Raw genomic sequence first — 18,113 nt, forward strand, 5'->3', positions numbered from 1 at the left:
ACCATAACGTGCGAAACGTAACGCACGCATGTCCGCGGTAGATATTTAGATAATTATCTAAATAAGAAAATGTGTGAACATTGCGAAGTGAAGGAGGAATGTATGGCAGGGGAGGGATTCAAAGCGCTCTCCGATCCCACGCGACGGCGCATTTTGGAATTGCTGCGCGAACGTGACATGACGGCTGGTGAACTTGCGGAACAATTCAACATGAGCAAACCGTCGATCAGCCACCATCTGACCACGTTGAAAACCGCGGGACTGGTAACCGACGAACGGCACGGGCAGAACATCATCTACAGTCTCAACACCACGGTGATGCAGGATCTGATCGGATGGTTCATGGGATTCATGGACGGCGATGGAAACGTCAATCAAGCGAATGATCAAACAGACAATAAATAAAGGAGGGTCTTATGCGCGGGAACAACTTGAACGATTTAAAAAACAACATCAACAATGCCGAAGACAAGAACAAGACTGATTCGGGGGAGAAGATCGCTCCGATCGGACGCAATCTGTGCATTGCGCTTGTTGCACTGTGTGTAGTCAACATCATCGCACATCTTGCCTGCTATAGTCGGCTTCCCGAAAACGTGCCGATTCATTGGGGTGCCGATGGTTCGGTCAATGGTTATGGCCCGCGTGCCGTAACGTTGATTCTTGATGTATTGCCGTTGCTGTGCTTGGGACTTTTCCTCGTCATCCCGAAGATGGACCCCAAGGGAGAAAACTACATGAAGGCCAGCGGACTGTATCGTGGATTCGTCATCGCGTTCACACTCATCATGTGCGGTGTCACATGGTTCACTGAAGCCACCGCATTCGGTGTAATCCCAGCTACCGGCGGTCCCGTTGGGCTTATTGTCAGCGTGGTATTGGGCGCGCTGTTCGTCGGCTTAGGCAATTACCTTCCGCGCATGCGCCAGAATTACACTTTCGGCATCAGAACGCCTTGGGCTCTGGTCGACGAGAACAATTGGAAGCGTACGCAGCGTGTGGGTGGCATCTCTTTCATGGTGTTGGGAGTGCTGTTGATTGTGGCGGGTGTTGTCAGCTCTGTCGTGCCTGTGGGCGACATGCTCATGGTCGCAATTATTGTGACGATAGCGGTTGGTGCAGCGCTCGTTCCTTATGTATACAGCTACCTGTTGTTCCGCCGCAGTCGCGGTTCGCGGCAAAACTGAAGTAACGTCATAGCGACGCTAGATACCGTCGCCTTGACACAGAACACAAATCAACGTTGACAAACGCCGTTGGCAATCTGGGAAAGTTTAATGAACGGACTCAGGAGAACCAATTGCAAACAGTGAAGGAATCGAATCTGAATTTCTTCAGTCCAACAATCGGGGTGCGGTTCACATGCGTGCGATCCGCACCCTTTGTTAATTCAAGTGTTCGTTTTGAAAAAGTCAGAAATCCATGCCCAAAGATTTCAGATCGCGGCGAGCCTGACCGGCGTTAGTGAAGCGGAACGCGTGCATGCCCACGGCCTGTGCGCCAGTGACGTTCTTCGCGGTGTCGTCGAAGAACACGCTGGATTCCGGCCTGAGATTGAAACGGCTCAGCGCCAGTTCGTAGATGTCGGCATTCGGCTTGTGCATCTTCTCTACGCCGGACACCACCGTGCCCTGCAGCAGCTCGCCGAGCTGCGGGAAACGTTCGAATGCGAAATGGAACGTCTCATGCGACCAATTCGTCAACCCCCACACGCCGTAGCCTGCAGCCTTCAAATCACGAAGCAGCTGTTCCATATCCGGAATCATGCGGGGGAGCGCATCGCCGTAACGTTCGATGTAATCGCGGAAAATCTCGGCGATCTCTTCGCCCTGTTCACGTACCACGTCGGGATAAATGGCTTCGAAATCCTCGCCATGGTCCATGCGATCCTCATAATCGTAGAAGCCGCACGGATCATTATCCGCGCAAATACGGTCTACAACCACTTGGGGGTACCTGCCTTCAAGGCATGCGCGCGTCTGCCAGTCGATAAGCACGCCGCAAAAATCAAAGACCACATCGGTGACGTTGGCACTGGGGGAGGTCATGAAAATCCTTCCTGCAAAATACGGATTGGCAACGCTAGTGTAGCGCAAAGCCACCGATGTTGGGGCTGGTGTTCGGTAAATTTGTTTTGCAATTAAAGTAATTGCAAAAATGCCGGCTGAATGCCGCCGATAATATCGCTCGCGATGATCGGATGGCCGATTTCCCCGAAATGCTGCTTTTTGGAATGCCCATAGATCTGCGGACGATGCCATCCACGCTGTTCGGATCGCGATGCGATCGAGCCCGCAAGACCATGTATGTAGGCTCCGGCCGCCACGACTTCGGGAACTAATGCCGGATCCTCGGCAAGCATATCGTCCTGTTGCGCGAGCAGGGCGCCCAACATGCCGGCAAGCACATCGCCCGATCCTGCGGTGGACATCCACGCCGGCGCGCGTCCGGAAAGAATCACCCGCTCGTTGCCTTCGCCGTCCGTGCCGACCACCATGGTCACCGCGCCCTTCAACAATACGGTCGCGCCGGTCAGCTCATGGACCCTGCGGGCGCAGGCGAGCGGCTGCGAGCGCACTTTGTCGACGCTGGCTTCGTTTCCGTCTAGCCGAGTCAACATGCGGGCCAGCTCCCCGACGTGCGGGGTGACAACCACTTGAGCCGGCACTTTGCCTGGCAGCAGGTCCAAAGCTCCGGCGTCTACCACGATCGGCGGCATGCCCAGGGCGCTTTCATTCCTGGCGTCGTCATTGGAGCCGGTTTTTTCCTGCAGTGCGTAATGCTTCAACAACGCGGTTATGGTTTCGCGTTGAATGTCGGTGTCGGCGGCTTCGTCGTCACCCGTGGGAACGCCGGAACCAACCACCCATGATTGGACGCGGCCCTTGCCGATCACCGCCTCGGGCAACGAGGAAAGCACCATGTCCTGCGCTCGTTGCGGGCCGAGATAGCGCACCATGCCAGTGTTGGCGCGCGCCGCCGCCGTGGCCGACAATACGGCTGCACCGGGGTAACGGGCGGAGCCGGTCACCAAGCCGACCACTCCACGCGAATACTTGCCGTCCGAAAGTTGCGGAAGGCGAATCGAATCCGTTACGGAATCGCCGTCCGTCATTTCGGCCGCGGGGACGCAATCATCAATGTCGAAACCGAAATCGACCAAAGTGAGGCGGCCGCATGCGTATGAGGCGGGTGGCACCATCGCGCACGGCTTCATCGCGCCGAATGTTACCGTAACATCAGCAGGAATGTACGGTCCTGGAAGCGAACCGTCATTTACGCCAACGCCGGACGGCGTGTCGATCGCCACGACGAGCGGCAGGGCGGAGGAAGGCTCGTTGTTCGGCAGGGCGGGCCTGTCGGGAAGTTCGCCATCGAATCCCAAGGAGGAAGCGATGGCGCCTGCGATGCCACGCAATGCGCCGCTTACGTCGATTCCGGTCATCGCGTCGATGATCACATGGGAACCCTGAACGTATTCAACGGCGGCCTGCAGTCGTTCTCCGGCCTCTCCCGCGGAAAAACCCGTGGTGCATCCTGGGATTTCGGCGGCGGGATCAAGTACGAGAACACGGCCTCCGGCATGCACGAACGCGCCGAACGCCTCCTCGTGCAGGGAACGTCCCACGGCGATCGCGGTGACATGCGCGCCTTCGTTCGCCAGTTCCGCGCCGGCGTATAGACCGTCGCCGCCATTATCTCCCGCCCCTACAAGGAGGGCTACCCGCGCGTCCTCGACGGCGAGGTCCTCATCATCGAGCAGTGTCATGGTCACATGGGCCGCAGCCGAGGCGGCCATGCGCATCAGCGGCACGCCGTCGTCAAGCAGCGGACGTTCCATCTCGCGCACGGTATCGGAATCGTAAGCGCTGTACAGCAGTGTTTGCAAACGGTCGGCGTCGTCGGCGATGTCCATAACGTTCCCTTCCTCGTCGTCTATGAGCAACAATCCCTACTGTAGTCGTAATATTGGGAGTCAAGGATTTTTCGGCGTGGAATGGAGACCAAAATGGCATATATCGAAATGCAGCATAGTTACAAGCGTTACCAAATGGGTTCCACCACCATCACCGCGAACGATGATGTGAGCTTCGGCATCGAAAAAGGCGAACTGGCCATCATTCTGGGCGCGTCGGGCGCGGGCAAGTCGACGGTGCTCAACATTTTGGGTGGCATGGACACGAATTCAGAAGGCAGCGTGGTCATCGACGGACGCGACATTTCCAACTATTCCCCGAAACAGCTGACGGCTTATCGCAGGACGGACATCGGTTTCGTGTTCCAGTTCTACAATCTTGTGGCGAATTTGACCGCGAAGGAAAACGTCGAGCTCGCCTCGCAGATCGTTTCCGATGCTCAGGATGCCGTCAAAGTGTTGGAAGACGTCGGTCTCGGCGATCGTGTCGACAATTTTCCCGCGCAGCTTTCCGGCGGTGAACAGCAGCGTGTGGCCATCGCCCGAGCTGTGGCGAAGAATCCGAAGATCCTGCTGTGCGACGAGCCGACCGGCGCGTTGGACTACAACACCGGCAAGCAGGTCCTGCAGATTCTGCAGGACATGAGCCGTAAGAAAGGCGCCACCGTGGTGATCGTGACCCATAATTCCGCGATCGCGCCGATCGCGGACCGTGTGATCCGCATGCATGATGGCAAGGTCACCGCCGTCGACGTCAACGAGCATCCGATGGACATCGCGGAACTCGAATGGTGATGTCGCGACACGCTGTGCGACACTCGATTTGCGAAGACAAAGGATTTGTGTAATATATGTGACTTGTGCACGGAAGCAATTCCGTACAGGAAGCACATTCCTGCGTAGCTCAGTTGGCAGAGCATCCGACTGTTAATCGGACGGTCACTGGTTCAAGCCCAGTCGCAGGAGCGCGTTTTTAGGTTTTTCCTGATTTTCGTCGGGGAGAAGCTTAGAACAGGAGAATATTCCTGCGTAGCTCAGTTGGCAGAGCATCCGACTGTTAATCGGACGGTCACTGGTTCAAGCCCAGTCGCAGGAGCCACATGAAAGCCCTTGGAAATCAAGGGCTTTTTGTTACTCTAACGAATCAAGCACGTCGTCGATCAGCGTGCGCTCGTGCGGTCCATCGGTCTTGAGCCGAGGAAAGCGCCGCAACGCGTTGGCGGGACTTGCCCCGGCCGCGCGCGCCACATTCGATTTCGACTCGCCGTGCGCCAAAGCCGTTTCCGCAAGACGGTCCACCAGCGAGTCCGACACCTTGCGGATCTGCTCGGCAACCCACAACTGCGCCAGTTCGGGGGAGAGCGCGTAATCGTCCTGCAATTCGCTTGACGCTTCCTGCACGGCCGCCCACAGCACCATAAAAGGCTTCTGATAGTAGGTGATCCGATCGTAATCGGACTCGCTTTCCAGTTGCTGCAACGCTTTGCGCTGTGACGTGTTATCGCTCATACGTTCCATCGTATGCCGAGACACGCCCGGAGCCTGTGGATAACTCATCCTCCGACCACAGGGCCGTTTCAGCTGGACAAGCACAACTTCACACTGTCATGCTGGCGATTTACCACAGCACAACGCAACGGCGCAAACACAGCAACGTGAAGGAGCCATCATGGACGAACGTGAATATCGCAGGCGAATCCGACGGAACAGAATCGCACAGGAGGAAAAGAAGCGCATCCGCCAGCAGTTGCGCCAAACCATGGTCGTATGCGCTCTGGCATGTGTCATGCTGCTCGTGTGCTGCCTATGGTCGGCCGAACCGACGTATGCGAAAACGAATGCGGCGACCGCGTCCGGTTCCTGCGCCGTCCTGATGCGATGGCCGCTGAACGGCGCGCAGGTGGTCGGCAAGTACGATGCGCCGAAACAACAGTGGCTTCCAGGCCATCGGGGTGTCGACCTGCTTGCGGACCCTCAGGAAGCCATCGTCGCGCCCGCGGACGGCGTGATCGCCTTCAGCGGCAACGTGGGAGGCAAAGCCGTGGTCACCATCCGGCATGGAGGCGACCTTTCCGGCCTGACCTCGACGTTCGAACCCGCCATTGCGGAACGCGATGTCGGCGCACATGTTGCGCAGGGGGAGCGTTTCGCGCGTGTGGAGGGCGAATCCGACCATTGCGACGAGCGGTGCCTGCATTGGGGGATAAAATCGGAAGGACGGCAATACACCAATCCGGAAAGCAAAACCCGTACGGTGAGAATCGGATTGAAAGGCCTGTGAAACAGGGGTCGACAGAACCATTGATTTTGTCCATACGTCGTGGCCTCGTCGAAAAAAGTGAAGCTCTCAGGCTATGATGCTACATGTACGACGATTACGCAGGGGAGAAATGCCATGTACAAGGAATACACGCGGCCTTTGGAACAGCAGATCGACACGGATAAGAACATTTTCTCGGTGCTTGATGAACGAGCGAACCGCACTCCGAACGATTCATTGGTCGAATACAAGAACGAGCATGGCGAGTGGTCGTCGTTCAGCGCCACCGAATTCCGTGCCAAGGTCATCGCCATCGCCAAAGGCCTGATCGCCCAAGGCATCATGCCCGGCGAATCGGTGTCCATCATCTCTCACACCTGCTGGCAGTGGACTGCGCTCGACGTGGCCATCATGTCGATCGGAGCGCTCACCGTTCCCGTATACGAGACGAATTCTCCCGCGCAGGTCAAAATGATCTTCAACGACGCCAACGTCAAAATGGCGTTCGCAGAAGATGACGCGCAACGCGACAAGATCGAATCCATCAGAAACGAATGCTCCAATCTTGGCGACGTCTACGTCATCGGACTTGGCGCGATCGACACGATGATCGAATACGGACATGCCGTGTCCGACGCCGAATTCCAAGAGCGCGAACATGCGGTCAAAGGATCGGACCTCGCCACCATCGTGTACACCTCCGGCTCCACAGGCACGCCAAAAGGCATTGAGCTCACCCATTCCAATTTCGTGTTCATCACCTATTCGGGCATTAGCTCCATGCCCGATATCGCGATGAAGCCGAACCGTCGTCTGCTGCTGTTCCTTCCACTGGCGCACGTGTTCGCACGCTACATGCAGTTCTTCTGCTTCGCAGGTAACGTCTCGCTCGGCCTATCCAGCAACTTGAAGACGATCCTGGCTGATTTCAAAGCGTTCAAGCCGACGTTCATCCTTGCCGTGCCGCGTATCTTCGAAAAGATATACAATGCGGCGTCGCAAAAGGCCGGAGCCGGCCTCAAAGGACGTATTTTCGCAGGTGCCACGCAGACGGCGCGCGACTGGTCGTACGCACAGCAGTCAGGCGAAGGCATTCCGGTTGTCTTGAATCTCAAGCATGCGCTGTACAACAAGCTGGTGTACTCCTCGATCATGGACGTGTTCGGCGGCCATGTGGAATACGCGGTTTCCGGAGGCGCTCCGCTTGATTCATCCATCGCGCATTTTTTCAATGGCGTCGGACTGCCGCTGCTGGAAGGCTACGGCATGACCGAAACCTGCGCTCCGTCAAGCGTCAATCCGACCTCCGGATACAAGATTGGCACCATCGGACTGCCTCTGCAGGGCGTGGCCATGGGTGTCGACGAGGAAGGTGAACTGTGCATCAAGAGCCCGGCCGTATGCGCCGGCTACCACAACAATCCCGACGTCACCAGGCAGCAGATTGTCGACGGCTGGCTGCATACCGGTGATCTTGGTTCCATCGACGACGAAGGCTTCGTCTCCATCGTCGGACGTAAGAAGGACCTCATCATCACCGCCGGCGGCAAGAACGTCTCTCCATGCGAAATGGAAGCGTCGATCATGACGTCGCCCGTGGTGAGTCAATGCGTGATGATCGGCGACCGCAAGCCGTTCATAGCGGCCATCATTGCGTTGGATCTTGGCGAAACGAACGCATGGCTTGCATCGAAAGGCGCGGAATGCGCGGCATCCCTCGAGGAGGCCTCCCGCAATCCGATCGTGCGCGCCGAAGTGGAACGTGCCGTCAACAAAGCCAACGAGCTCGCATCCCGTGCCGAATCGATCCGTAAGTTCGAAATCGTGCCGGACGAGTTCACCGAAGAAAACGGCTTGGTCACGCCGAGCATGAAGGCACGCCGTCAGGCGGTGGTTGATCACTACCGCATGCTGATCGACACCGTCATCTACGTTCCGAAGAAGTAGAATGCGATGATCGGCGGTAGGAATGTGCCGGCCGCAACATAAAAAGCTGGCTTCCGTCGCGGCGGTTCGACGGAGGCCAGCTTTTTCCATCTCTTGTCGGATTTCCTATGTCTGATAATCCGGATTACCTTGTTGCCGGTCTACAAGCCTGCTTCGGCGAGCGAGATATATCCCGGTTCGATCAGCGTTTTCTTCAGATTGCTGGCGCTGACCGCAAGCGCCTCTTCCTGAATGGTCGGCACTTTCATGTCTTCCATGGCGACGGATGAGATGAACGTCAGCTTCGCAAGTTTGCCCGACGTGTTGAGCTGCACGCAGGTCTGTGCGATGTCGGATGCTAAGGTCTTGCGATTTTCCAAAGCGGTCATCCACTGTTTGCCGTTCACGATATTCGGTATGGAGCTGACGTAGGCGCCGTAACCGGTGATGATCGGCCATTGCGAGTTCTGCTCGTCAAGGGAATCGCTGGTATCCTCCGTATCGGAATCGCCGTCATCGGATTCAGGCGCCTGCGCAGGATCGGGAACGGACTGTTTTTTCAGGTCTTTCTTGCCGGTGATATTGTCTACGATGCCGGAAATGGTGATGGATGGGTTGATGTCGGCCGCCGAACCGGTATATCCAAGATCGTTGAGCTCTTCGGAAGCATAGCCGGCCACATAATCATTGCAGGAGATGATGCCGTCGATGCGGGTATGGCGCGATGTGTCCTTATCCATGCCGAGACGTCCGGCGAGCGTGGATTTGACCCGCTCACTTTTCGCCGCGTCGAACGCCACGGACACCCAATCGGATTCCGTGCTCGACGAGGTCAGCGTGCCGGATGGGGAAACGGCCTTCCCATCTTTGAAATACGGTCCAAGCACTGACCAAATGCCTTTGAACACGCCTTGCGCGAAAGTCGCGTCCGCTGTGCTGCCGCTTTCATTGGCGGCATCGTAGGGGAGTAGCACTTCGATATGCTTCGGATTGTCGGAGCTGGTTTTGTCGAGCTCGAGCTTGCTGACCAGCTGTTTGGCTTGAAGCTGGCCGATCTGCTCGGCCGTGGTCATCGGCACGTACACATCCGGAGTGAAACCCTGCAGCGTGTTCGACACTAACACGACTTTCATGCCCTCGTTTTGAGCGAGCTGCAATGCGGAAACCAAACGTTCCGCGGATTGGGCGTAGTCCTGGGCGTCTTCGTCGGAGGAGCTCCCATTCCATGTGATGGCGTGCGACACATAGTCTCCATATTGGCGGTCGGATTCGGTGGTGTCGGCCACCGGCGCCACTACCAGAGTGGTTTTGTCGGAGGAATCCGCATCGTCGCTGGTGCTGTTGACGTGATTCACCACGTAATCCTGCACGCTTTGGCTTTGCTTGTCGAGACTTGGCGCCGCTTTGACGGTGATGTTGGCGCCTTTGACATCATTGTCTTTCAATGATGAAACGATTTCCGGCACCAGCTTCTCCCATTTGCTCAGAGGCGTCTGCTGGGAGATGGTGATGCCGTCCGAAGGGGTGAAGATCACCACGTTGCCGGCATCGGTGGCAGTGGCGGTGCTGGGGGAGTCCGTTTCATGCGATTGCGTTTCATTGGCGGATGAGCAGGCGCCCATGGTCATGATGAGCGAGGTCGATGCCAACAGTGCGAACAGACGTTTCGTCACGGTCGTGCGGTGCAGTGTCATGCCGTTTCCTTCATGAAAATCGAATGATGATTCCTATGCTGAGCTCCGATTGTAATATCCGGACGTCAAAAAGGGCTGGATATGCGTGTGAACCATACATATCCAGCCCTTTTGAGCCTGCTGCTGGCCGTTCAGCCAAAGGTTATTCGGCTAGGTCATTCGGCCAGAGCCTTGGCGAGATTCTCGTCCAAAGCGTTCATGAAGCCTTCGGTGTCAAGCCAGGCCTGATCCGGACCAACGAGCATGGCGAGATCCTTGGTCATCTGACCGCCTTCAACGGTAGACACGATGACCTTCTCCAAAGTTTCGGCGAAATACTTGACTTCCGGAGTGTTATCCAAGTCGGCGCGGTGCTTGAGACCGCCGGTCCAAGCGAAAATCGATGCGATCGGATTGGTGGAGGTCTTCTCGCCCTTCTGCCAGCGGCGGTAGTGGCGGGTCACAGTGCCGTGTGCGGCCTCGGCCTCGACGGTCTGGCCGTCAGGGGTCATGAGCACGGAGGTCATGAGGCCGAGAGAGCCGAAGCCTTGCGCCACGGAATCGGACTGCACGTCGCCATCATAGTTCTTGCAGGCCCAAATGTAGCCGCCATGCCACTTGAGGGAGCTGGCCACCATGTCGTCGATCAGACGATGCTCATAAGTCAGGCCCGCTGCGGCGTACTTGTCTTTGTATTCGTTTTCGAACACTTCGGCGAACGTATCCTTGAACTGGCCGTCGTATGCCTTGAGAATCGTGTTCTTGGTGGAAAGATACACCGGATAGCCGCGCATCAGACCATAGTTAAAGCAGGCGCGGGCGAAACCACGGATGGAATCGTTCACGTTGTACTGCACCTGGGCCACGCCGCCGTCGGCACCATAGTTGTACACGACATGTTCGATCGGCTCGGAACCATCTTCCGGAGTGAAGGTGACGGTAAGCGTGCCTGCCCCCGGAACCTTGAAATCAGTGGCCTTATACTGGTCGCCGAACGCATGGCGGGCTACTACAATCGGCTTGGTCCAGCCGGGAACCAGGCGCGGAACGTTGCTCATCACGATCGGCTCGCGGAAAATGGTTCCGCCGAGAATATTGCGGATGGTGCCATTGGGGGACTTCCACATCTTCTTCAGGCCGAATTCCTTGACACGCGCCTCATCCGGCGTGATGGTGGCGCACTTTACGCCGACATGTTCACGCTGGATGGCCTTCGCCGCGTCGACGGTCACCTGATCGTCGGTGGCATCGCGGTTTTCGATGCCGAGATCGTAATACTCGAGATCCACGTCGAGGTATGGAAGGATCAGGCGATCCTTGATATCTTTCCAGATGACGCGGGTCATTTCGTCGCCGTCGAGTTCGACGACCTTGCCTTCGACCTTGATTTTGGCCATGTGTTGCCCTCCTGTCGGGATTGAAGGTGATAAGTTCCTGTCTTATAACGAACGTGTTAACGGCACCTGTTAATGTCCAAAAAAACGGTGTGGCGGCAGGTGACACGCTCTTGCATACTGTCATTGCTGAGCATTAGCCTTGAAAACATGTCTCAGGAAATTGAAATCGGTTTGGGCAAGAAGGGCCGTCTGGCATACTCTCTGGACGACGTTTCCATTGTTCCCTCCCGTCGTACTCGCGATCCGCAGGATGTGTCCACCTCGTGGCAGGTTGACGCTTATGAATTCGACGTGCCGGTTATCGGCGCTCCGATGGATTCGGTGACCAGCCCGGCCACCGCCATCGCCATGGGCAAGATGGGCGCGCTTGGCGTGCTCGACCTCGAAGGCCTGTGGACCCGCTACGACGATCCGCAGCCGCTGCTTGACGAGATCGCCGAACTGCCGGCCGAAAGCGCGACCGAGCGTATTCAGCAGATCTACGCCGAGCCGATCAAGCCGGAGCTCATTGTCGAGCGTCTGCATGAGATTCGTGACGCCGGCGTCACCGTTGCGGGCGCCCTGTCCCCGCAGCGCACGCAGGACTATTATTCGACCGTGCTCGAAGCGGGCGTCGACCTGTTCGTCATCCGCGGCACGGTCGTTTCCGCCGAGCACGTCTCCCAGGATCACGAGCCATTGAACCTGAAGAAGTTCATCTACGATCTGGATGTGCCCGTCATCGTAGGCGGCGCCGCCAACTACACCGCGGCCCTGCACTTGATGCGTACCGGCGCGGCCGGCGTGCTCGTCGGCTTCGGCGGCGGCGCAGTATCCGCGAACCGCAACACCATCGGTGTTCACGCTCCGATGGCCACCGCCATCGCCGACGTGGCCGAAGCCCGCCGCGACTACATGGACGAGTCCGGCGGCCGTTACGTCCAAGTGATCGCCGACGGCGGCATGGGCGACTCCGGCAGCTTCATCAAGGCGTTCGCGCTTGGCGCCGATGCCGTGATGCTTGGCTCTCCGCTGGCCCGTGCCGAGGAAGCTCCGGGCAAGGGCATGCATTGGGGTGCCGAAGCCCGTCATCAGACGCTTCCGCGCGGCTTCCGCACGAACGTCGGCACCGTCGGCACCCTGGAAGATATCATGTTCGGCCCCAGCCACAATGCGGACGGCACCACCAATTACATTGGCGCGCTCCGTCGTGCCATGGCAACCACCGGCTATGTCGATCTCAAGAGCTTCCAGCGTTGCCCGGTCACGGTCGCTCCGACCCGCTGAACGAGCTTTGCGGTAAAGCCTGAATAACGGTTCATTGATCCTGCAGCGTCATGCTGCAGGATCTTTTTTTTGTTATGTTTCCCCGGCTAAGAAAGTCAGGTTGGAATGATTAAGCTATACATCGCAAATGAAAGAGCAGAGGTGAGATGAATGGCAGCGCATAGAAGTGGCGATTCCCGACGTTTGGACCCGTTGTCCGGACGATTCACGGATTACATCGTGATCGATACGGAAACAACCGGATTGAGTGTGCGCAAAGGTGCCAAGCTCATTGAGATCGGCGCGGTCAAAATCCGTAATGATGAGCTGGTTGACGAATTCGACCAGCTCATCAACCCGTTCGAACACGTCCCGTCAAGAATCACTGGTTTGACGGGAATCGACGATGGCATGCTGCTCGGCAAACCGGATGTGCGTGAAGTCATGGATGAGTTTGCACGCTGGTGTTCGGACACAGCCGTGGTCATGGCGCACAATGCGTCCTTCGACATGTCGTTCCTCGACAATGCTGTACAGCTCGCTTACTCGGAGCGAGACGCGCGCTTTGCGCACCATTTCGTCGACACTCTGGACCTCAGCCGTCGACTGCATCCGGAAAAACGAAGCCACAAAGTTTCCACCCTCATCGTCGACTACCACATCGCCGACATGGAGGAGCACCGCGCATTGTCCGACGCCAGGCAGGAGTGGATGCTGTACCGCGCCATGCGTGACGAGGCCGAGCTGCTCGGCATGCTCTGACAGCCTAACGTCGTTCGAACACTTCGATCCGGTATTCTCCCACAGGTGTCTGTTGATTTGTGGATGGATTATTTGTTCGGCTTCGTGCCGCAGCAGGCGACATCTCCACTGGCGGAGAACATTGCATTGGGTGCGAAGTTCAGAGCGAAACCGCTCTGTTGGTGGGAGACGTTGGCTGAATCGGATTTGGCGTCATTCGTGATATTTGCCCTCTGTGAGGGCTCCGTTCCGGCAACGAACGAGGCGATATCTCCTGGAACGCCTGCGCTACGTAACTGACGCACGGTGACTGGAACCGTGCCGATGCTGCTTTCCGAGGTGAACGCGACCACTCCGGCAGGGAAGAACGCTTTGAAGAAGTGGATTGGATTCAACTTCGTCAGTGTTAAGCAGCAGGAAGAATACGGTTTTCGCACCAATACTCTTTAAGCGCATGGACTCTCCAAGGTTCGTGATGCTGGAGATGATGCTGAACAGCAGCAGCGGAACCACCAGTGCGGTAATTGCGTTGGACCAGATGGAACCCACCGCGCCGACATAATCAGTGTGGCCGTTGAAAGCGATTCCCAAAATGATACCGAATGCCGTTGCAAGCAACACGCGTGTGGTGAAACCCGCGTTTTTCTTACGTTTGAGAAACGCCAGGATGACGAACAGGATCGCGGCTACGCCGAGGGCGATCCAATCATATGCGATGTCTGACATTACTATCATTCCCTTCCCAAAAAATGGTGATACATTACGTGAGATACCCCCACGTTCATGTCGGACATCAATCTATCCGCTCCGTCTCCGGCGCAACGCCTTGTAGTTATTGCTGTTTTCCATAGTCGTCTATCAGACGGTAGTCATTCCGAGGCACGCATGCTGACATTCCAGCGCTCCACAAGTCATTCCGAGACGTGGTTGTTTTGCGTTTAGGGAGGGCTCGTTTTAAGATGGAACGTCGGATAACTGGCTTCGTGTCTGGATTTGTGAGAGCCGGAGGAATTGGAGATTAGACATGGCATTAAGTGCCGCGATTATTCTTGCGGCGGGTGAGGGCACCCGCATGCGTTCCAACAAGCCGAAAGTGCTGCACACTTTGGCCGGAAAGACGTTTTTGAACCGTGTGATGGACTCCGTGTCGGCGCTCGACCCTGAAACGTTGGCCGTGGTCGTGCACTACCAGGCGGAACGAGTCGCCGAAGCGGCCCGCTCCTACAATGAGCGTGTCACCATCGTCAATCAGGACGACATTCCCGGCACCGGGCGAGCCGTGCAGTGCGCCATGACGCAGTTGAAGGAGCAAGGCGGTCTTGACGGCTCGGTGCTGATCGCAGCTTCGGATATGCCGCTGCTCGACGCCGACACGTTGAACCAGCTGCTTGCCTTCCATGAGCAAAGCGGCAACGGAGCCACCGTGCTCACCACCATTCTTGACGATCCTACTGGCTATGGTCGCATCATCCGCGACAGCAAAGGCAACGTGCTGCGCATCGTGGAACAGAAGGACGCCAACAGCAGCGAACTGGCCGTGCATGAAGTGAACACGTCCGTCTACGTGTTCGATGCCAAACTGCTGGCTGAAGCGATCGCCAACCTCAAATCCAACAACGCCCAAGGCGAGTTCTACCTGACCGACGCACTCGAAACCGCCAAAGCCAACGGTGCCGTCGGTGCGTTCGCCGCCCCCGACCCGTTGAGCGTCGAAGGTGTCAACGACCGCGTGCAGCTCGCAGCGCTCGCCAAAGCTCACAACAAGCGTATCTGCGAGCATTGGATGCGTAAGGGCGTGACCATTCTCGACTCTGAAACCACGTGGATCGAAGATGACGTGCGTATCGAACGCGATGCGGTGATCCTTCCCGGATGCTTCCTGGAAGGCCAGACCGTGATCGGCGAGGGCGCGCAGGTCGGCCCATACACAACACTTATCAGCGCGGTCATCGATGCCGACGCCCATGTGGAGCGTTCCCGCGTGCAGGAAACCCACATCGGTCGCGCGGCCAACATCGGTCCGTGGACGTACCTGCGTCCGGGCAACGATCTTGGCGAGGAGTCCAAGGCCGGCGCCTTTGTGGAAATGAAGAAGGCGCACATCGGCAACGGCACCAAGGTGCCGCATCTGAGCTATGTCGGCGACGCCGACTTGGGTGAGCACACCAATATCGGCGGCGGTACCATCACCGCCAACTATGATGGCGTGCACAAGCACCACACCACCATCGGATCGAACGTGCACGTCGGTGCCGGCAACCTGTTCGTGGCCCCTGTCGAAGTCGGCAGCGGCGTCACTACCGGAGCCGGTTCCGTGGTACGCCACGACGTTCCGGACGATTCCATGGTCTATTCCGAAAACACACAACATGTAGTAGAGGGCTGGAAGCCCGAATGGGAGCGCTGAATATGCCGGCAGTACAAGATTCCATCGACGCCATCCGCATCGCCGCCGCCGCGGCCGACCGTATGAAGGCCACCGACCTTGTTGCCTTCGACGTCACCGAACCATTGGCCATTACCGACGCGATGCTCGTCGCCACCGCTTCGAACGAACGTCAGGTGTTGGCGGTTGCCGAAGAGATCGAAAAGGACCTGTATCTCAAAAGCGGCAAGCGTCAACCGCGTTCCCGCGAAGGCTTGACCGAAGGCCAGTGGGTGCTGCTCGACTATGGTGATTTCGTGATCCACGTCATGCATCAGGAGTCCCGCGACTTCTATCGCCTCGAACGCTTGTGGAAGGATTGCCCGAGCATCGACCTGCAGCTCGAACATCCGGAGACTTCCGACGAAGAGACCGCGGAAACCGCGGAATAACACGTATGAACATGCCTTCCCGTATAGATGCGGAAGGCATGTTTTCATATCAAGCGAAGCAGTTTTCGCAAACATTCCATAATCGAGAAAGCAACGGAGAGCAGCAGCATGCCTCGAAACGTCGAACTTGAGCATAACAGCGCAGTACCGGAACACGTGCACGCCATCACGCTGGTGCGTCACGGACGTACCGCCTACAATGCGCAGCATCGTCTGCAAGGCCAGATCGACATTCCCCTCGACGAAGTCGGACAATGGCAGGTTCGCCAGACGGCCGACGCATTGCGTGAACTGTATGTTGATCGTCGTCCCGATATTCCGAACCGGCTGGTCATCTGTTCCGATCTGGGGCGTGCCGCAGCCACCGCGCATGCGTTCGCCGACCCGCTGGGCTTGGAAGTGCATCCCGACATCCGCGTGCGTGAACGCAGCTTCGGCGATTGGGAAGGCATTCCGGTTGAGGAACTCGCGCAACGGTACCCGGAAGACTATCGTTCCTGGGCTGAATTCCGTGGCGGCGAACTCAAATACGGTGCCGAACCCAAGGAGGAAGTCGGACGTCGTGGCGTCGAAGCGTTGAACGATTGGGCGTTCCGTGCCGGATCCGACACGGACTTGTACGTGTTCTCGCATGGTGCATGGATTTCCCAAACGTTGCAGACGCTGCTGGGAATGGCGGATGCGCATGGCGATTTCGCCGACATTTTGTCGATGCGCAACGCTCACTGGGTGCGGCTCATTCCATTGGAGATCGGTTCCACATTGCGTTGGCGTTTGATGGACTACAATCACGGTCCCGCTATCGCCGATTCCGAGGAATGGGAGCATCCCAGCCTGTAGCCAGCCTGTAGCCGGCCGATACATGATGTCGGACGCTGGTCTGTCACCGCTTTTTCAAGCTTTTCACAGAATCGCCAGTACTTTCATAGCGAAATTAGCTATCGTCATGGCTTGTGAAAAACTTTTTTAAGGGAATCTCTTTTTCGTCGATTTGCGCGGGTGCGCTGGCGGCGGTCACGTCATTCCTACTTTCCGCGAAAATCGGTATCGCGGGATCGGTGATTGGTGTGGCCGCGGGTTCGGTTGTTTCCGCGGTTGCCACGCAGGTCTACAAGAACGTTTTGAAGGCATCAGGGGAGAAGATCCAACAGGCCGTGCCGTTCCCGTCGAGTAGCGAGACGGTTTCGAATGAGCGAGCTGCGGATGAAACGCAGGTGCTTGGCTCTTCCGAACAGGATGATGAGACGAGGATTATTGGATCGTCTCCTGTTGCGTCGGATGTCACGATGGTATTGTCTGCCGATACGGCTGCGGTAGCGCAGTCCGGTTTACCGCGCGTCATTTCCTCCGGACAGGAATATGCGGATGCGACTCGTGCGCTCGGCGATATTGCCGGGGCAGGGGAGACTTCCGTTTTCCCGAACGGACAGCGTGGCGTCAGCGATGTTGGCGTAGTTACCGGTAAGACCGGAACACTCGGAAGCGCGCATGATGCCCGAGTACAGCATGCTGGGCAGCGTTCCTCGAATTGGTTGCATAGCAAGTACGCTCCGGCGATCATCGCATTCGTCAGTGCTTTGGTTGGTGTGGGAGTGAGCGCGGGATTGATTCTTGCTTTCACCGGCGGTCAGGGGACGGACACCGTGGTGCGTGACGTGGTGCATGAGAAGGTTGTACCTTCGCATGGAAATACCGATGACTATCAGACTGGCGACGGGCAGACCCCCGTGCAAAAGCCTAAGTCCGATTCCACGGATTCGAACGACGAAACCACCACGGACGGCAGCGACAAAACCACCAACGGATCCACCGACTCGTCCACTTCCAACGGCACATCGAGCAATACCAATGGATCCACGTCCGGAAACAGCGGGTCGTCATCCGATAATTCCAGCAATGGTTCCAGCCAGAACGGAACGGATTCGTCCAACGGCACTGGCTCAAACGGAGGCACGTCCGGCACCACTGGTGATGGCTCATCATCCGGATCCGGAAACAGCGGAACCGATGGTTCGACTGGCACTGGCACGTCGGGATCCACCGACGGTACTACCGGCTCGACGGGAGATGCAAGTAGTAACTAATGTCGCTGGTGGCGCACTTCCCATGTCGCCCGCATAAGGTTCACATAAGGTGAT

18 protein-coding genes and 2 tRNA genes are annotated in these 18,113 nt (G+C 57.2%); 13 read left to right on the plus strand and 7 right to left on the minus strand.

The features are described from left to right. Nucleotides 1-102: 102 nt before the first annotated feature. Complete coding sequence (locus KSY55_RS03325) at nucleotides 103-405, plus strand: autorepressor SdpR family transcription factor (protein ID WP_022245193.1); 303 nt, start codon at nucleotides 103-105, stop codon at nucleotides 403-405. Nucleotides 406-416: 11 nt separating this feature from the next. Then, complete coding sequence (locus tag KSY55_RS03330) at nucleotides 417-1,187, plus strand: SdpI family protein (RefSeq protein WP_004221911.1); 771 nt, start codon at nucleotides 417-419, stop codon at nucleotides 1,185-1,187. A 225-nt stretch (nucleotides 1,188-1,412) separates the two neighbouring features. Here the strand turns inward: KSY55_RS03330 and KSY55_RS03335 are convergent, their stop codons facing one another. Continuing rightward, entirely contained in the window at nucleotides 1,413-2,048 is a 636-nt protein-coding gene (locus KSY55_RS03335; RefSeq protein ID WP_004221913.1) for an HAD family phosphatase, read from the minus strand. Between the two features lie 92 nt (nucleotides 2,049-2,140). Continuing rightward, nucleotides 2,141-3,916, minus strand: a complete 1,776-nt coding sequence (locus KSY55_RS03340; protein ID WP_217749533.1) for a bifunctional ADP-dependent NAD(P)H-hydrate dehydratase/NAD(P)H-hydrate epimerase — start codon at nucleotides 3,914-3,916, stop codon at nucleotides 2,141-2,143. A gap of 93 nt (nucleotides 3,917-4,009) precedes the next feature. Here KSY55_RS03340 and KSY55_RS03345 point away from each other — a divergent pair, with 93 nt between their 5' ends. The 3 genes from KSY55_RS03345 to KSY55_RS03355 all read left to right on the plus strand — a co-directional run bounded on the left by KSY55_RS03345 (nucleotide 4,010) and on the right by KSY55_RS03355 (nucleotide 5,015). Continuing rightward, the gene (locus tag KSY55_RS03345; RefSeq protein WP_065437844.1) at nucleotides 4,010-4,711 is read left to right on the plus strand and encodes an ABC transporter ATP-binding protein; all 702 of its coding nucleotides are present in this window, start codon (nucleotides 4,010-4,012) and stop codon (nucleotides 4,709-4,711) included. A gap of 98 nt (nucleotides 4,712-4,809) precedes the next feature. Then, a tRNA-Asn gene (locus KSY55_RS03350) sits at nucleotides 4,810-4,882 on the plus strand. Between the two features lie 57 nt (nucleotides 4,883-4,939). After that, nucleotides 4,940-5,015: transfer RNA gene (locus KSY55_RS03355), tRNA-Asn, on the plus strand. A gap of 32 nt (nucleotides 5,016-5,047) precedes the next feature. Here the strand turns inward: KSY55_RS03355 and KSY55_RS03360 are convergent. Continuing rightward, nucleotides 5,048-5,425 (minus strand): hypothetical protein, encoded by a 378-nt coding sequence (locus KSY55_RS03360; RefSeq protein WP_022245197.1) that lies wholly within the window; start codon nucleotides 5,423-5,425, stop codon nucleotides 5,048-5,050. 160 nt (nucleotides 5,426-5,585) lie between these two features. On the opposite strand from KSY55_RS03360, the gene KSY55_RS03365 reads away from it, so the two are divergent. Both KSY55_RS03365 and KSY55_RS03370 read left to right on the plus strand, forming a co-directional pair. Further along, complete coding sequence (locus KSY55_RS03365; RefSeq protein ID WP_022245198.1) at nucleotides 5,586-6,197, plus strand: M23 family metallopeptidase; 612 nt, start codon at nucleotides 5,586-5,588, stop codon at nucleotides 6,195-6,197. 114 nt (nucleotides 6,198-6,311) lie between these two features. Continuing rightward, nucleotides 6,312-8,123 (plus strand): long-chain fatty acid--CoA ligase, encoded by a 1,812-nt coding sequence (locus KSY55_RS03370; protein WP_004221926.1) that lies wholly within the window; start codon nucleotides 6,312-6,314, stop codon nucleotides 8,121-8,123. A gap of 140 nt (nucleotides 8,124-8,263) precedes the next feature. Here KSY55_RS03370 and KSY55_RS03375 read toward each other — a convergent pair whose 3' ends face one another. Beyond that, nucleotides 8,264-9,796, minus strand: coding sequence for a substrate-binding domain-containing protein (locus KSY55_RS03375; RefSeq protein ID WP_065434686.1), 1,533 nt, complete (start codon nucleotides 9,794-9,796; stop codon nucleotides 8,264-8,266). Between the two features lie 155 nt (nucleotides 9,797-9,951). Next, nucleotides 9,952-11,172: an NADP-dependent isocitrate dehydrogenase gene (locus tag KSY55_RS03380; protein ID WP_004221932.1), complete on the minus strand. Its 1,221-nt coding sequence runs from the start codon at nucleotides 11,170-11,172 to the stop codon at nucleotides 9,952-9,954. 147 nt (nucleotides 11,173-11,319) lie between these two features. Between KSY55_RS03380 and KSY55_RS03385 the strand changes: the two genes are divergently transcribed. Together KSY55_RS03385 and KSY55_RS03390 are read left to right on the plus strand one after the other, a co-directional pair. Next, entirely contained in the window at nucleotides 11,320-12,438 is a 1,119-nt protein-coding gene (locus KSY55_RS03385) for a GuaB3 family IMP dehydrogenase-related protein (protein WP_004221934.1), read from the plus strand. 150 nt (nucleotides 12,439-12,588) lie between these two features. Next, a complete protein-coding gene (locus KSY55_RS03390) occupies nucleotides 12,589-13,179 on the plus strand; it encodes a PolC-type DNA polymerase III (protein WP_004221936.1) in 591 nt (196 codons plus the stop codon). Nucleotides 13,180-13,247: 68 nt separating this feature from the next. Here the strand turns inward: KSY55_RS03390 and KSY55_RS09060 are convergent, their stop codons facing one another. Next, nucleotides 13,248-13,511: a hypothetical protein gene (locus tag KSY55_RS09060; RefSeq protein ID WP_270188774.1), complete on the minus strand. Its 264-nt coding sequence runs from the start codon at nucleotides 13,509-13,511 to the stop codon at nucleotides 13,248-13,250. After that, entirely contained in the window at nucleotides 13,447-13,884 is a 438-nt protein-coding gene (locus tag KSY55_RS03395; protein ID WP_226565225.1) for a cation:dicarboxylase symporter family transporter, read from the minus strand. Before KSY55_RS03395 ends, KSY55_RS09060 begins: the two co-directional genes overlap by 65 nt. A 298-nt stretch (nucleotides 13,885-14,182) precedes the next feature. On the opposite strand from KSY55_RS03395, the gene glmU reads away from it, so the two are divergent. From glmU to KSY55_RS03415, 4 genes are all read left to right on the plus strand, one after another. Next, nucleotides 14,183-15,565: a bifunctional UDP-N-acetylglucosamine diphosphorylase/glucosamine-1-phosphate N-acetyltransferase GlmU gene (glmU, locus tag KSY55_RS03400; protein WP_004221957.1), complete on the plus strand. Its 1,383-nt coding sequence runs from the start codon at nucleotides 14,183-14,185 to the stop codon at nucleotides 15,563-15,565. A 2-nt stretch (nucleotides 15,566-15,567) separates the two neighbouring features. Further along, nucleotides 15,568-15,975, plus strand: coding sequence for a ribosome silencing factor (gene rsfS / locus KSY55_RS03405; RefSeq protein ID WP_117501910.1), 408 nt, complete (start codon nucleotides 15,568-15,570; stop codon nucleotides 15,973-15,975). 108 nt (nucleotides 15,976-16,083) lie between these two features. After that, on the plus strand, nucleotides 16,084-16,815 hold the full coding sequence (locus KSY55_RS03410; RefSeq protein WP_022244725.1) for a histidine phosphatase family protein: 732 nt from the start codon (nucleotides 16,084-16,086) through the stop codon (nucleotides 16,813-16,815). A 113-nt stretch (nucleotides 16,816-16,928) separates the two neighbouring features. Then, complete coding sequence (locus KSY55_RS03415; protein ID WP_004221963.1) at nucleotides 16,929-18,059, plus strand: hypothetical protein; 1,131 nt, start codon at nucleotides 16,929-16,931, stop codon at nucleotides 18,057-18,059. Nucleotides 18,060-18,113: the final 54 nt, after the last annotated feature.

Origin of the sequence: Bifidobacterium sp. MSK.13.1 (genome assembly GCF_019131435.1) — a bacterium.
Taxonomy (GTDB): Bacteria; Actinomycetota; Actinomycetes; order Actinomycetales; family Bifidobacteriaceae; genus Bifidobacterium; species Bifidobacterium pseudocatenulatum.